At 63.1% G+C, this 404-nt stretch carries 2 protein-coding genes; both read left to right on the forward strand.

Annotation, left to right across the window (positions count from 1 at the left end; all coding sequences use genetic code 11):
• Positions 1-194, forward strand: a 194-nt coding sequence (locus ACOJB8_RS41245; protein ID WP_475018017.1) for a 2-oxo acid dehydrogenase subunit E2, incomplete at its 5' end; no start/stop codon positions are given.
• 95 nt (positions 195-289) lie between these two features.
• The coding region (locus ACOJB8_RS41250; RefSeq protein ID WP_475018019.1) for a biotin/lipoyl-containing protein at positions 290-404 on the forward strand (115 nt) is incomplete at its 3' end.

Raw genomic sequence — 404 nt, forward strand, 5'->3', positions numbered from 1 at the left:
CACCGGAAGTGGCGATCCTCGGCCTGTCGAAGAGCGCGATGAAGCCGGTGTGGGACGGCAAGCAGTTCGTGCCGCGCCTCACGCTGCCGCTGTCGCTCTCGTACGATCACCGCGTGATCGACGGTGCAGCGGCCGCGCGCTTCAACGCGTACCTCGCTTCGATCCTCGGCGATTTCCGCCGCGTGATTCTGTAAAACCGATTTGACCGGCACGCGCTAACGCGCCGCACGTCCACGACGTGCGCGCTGCGGCAGGCGCGGCCGGTCATCCTTTAGGGGTAGGGGACACCATGAGTCTCGTCGAAGTGAAAGTGCCGGATATCGGCGACTTCAAGGACATCGACGTCATCGAAGTCAATATCAAGGCGGGCGATGTCATCGAGAAGGAGCAGACGCTGCTCTCGC

The organism is Paraburkholderia sp. BR10141, assembly GCF_056155635.1.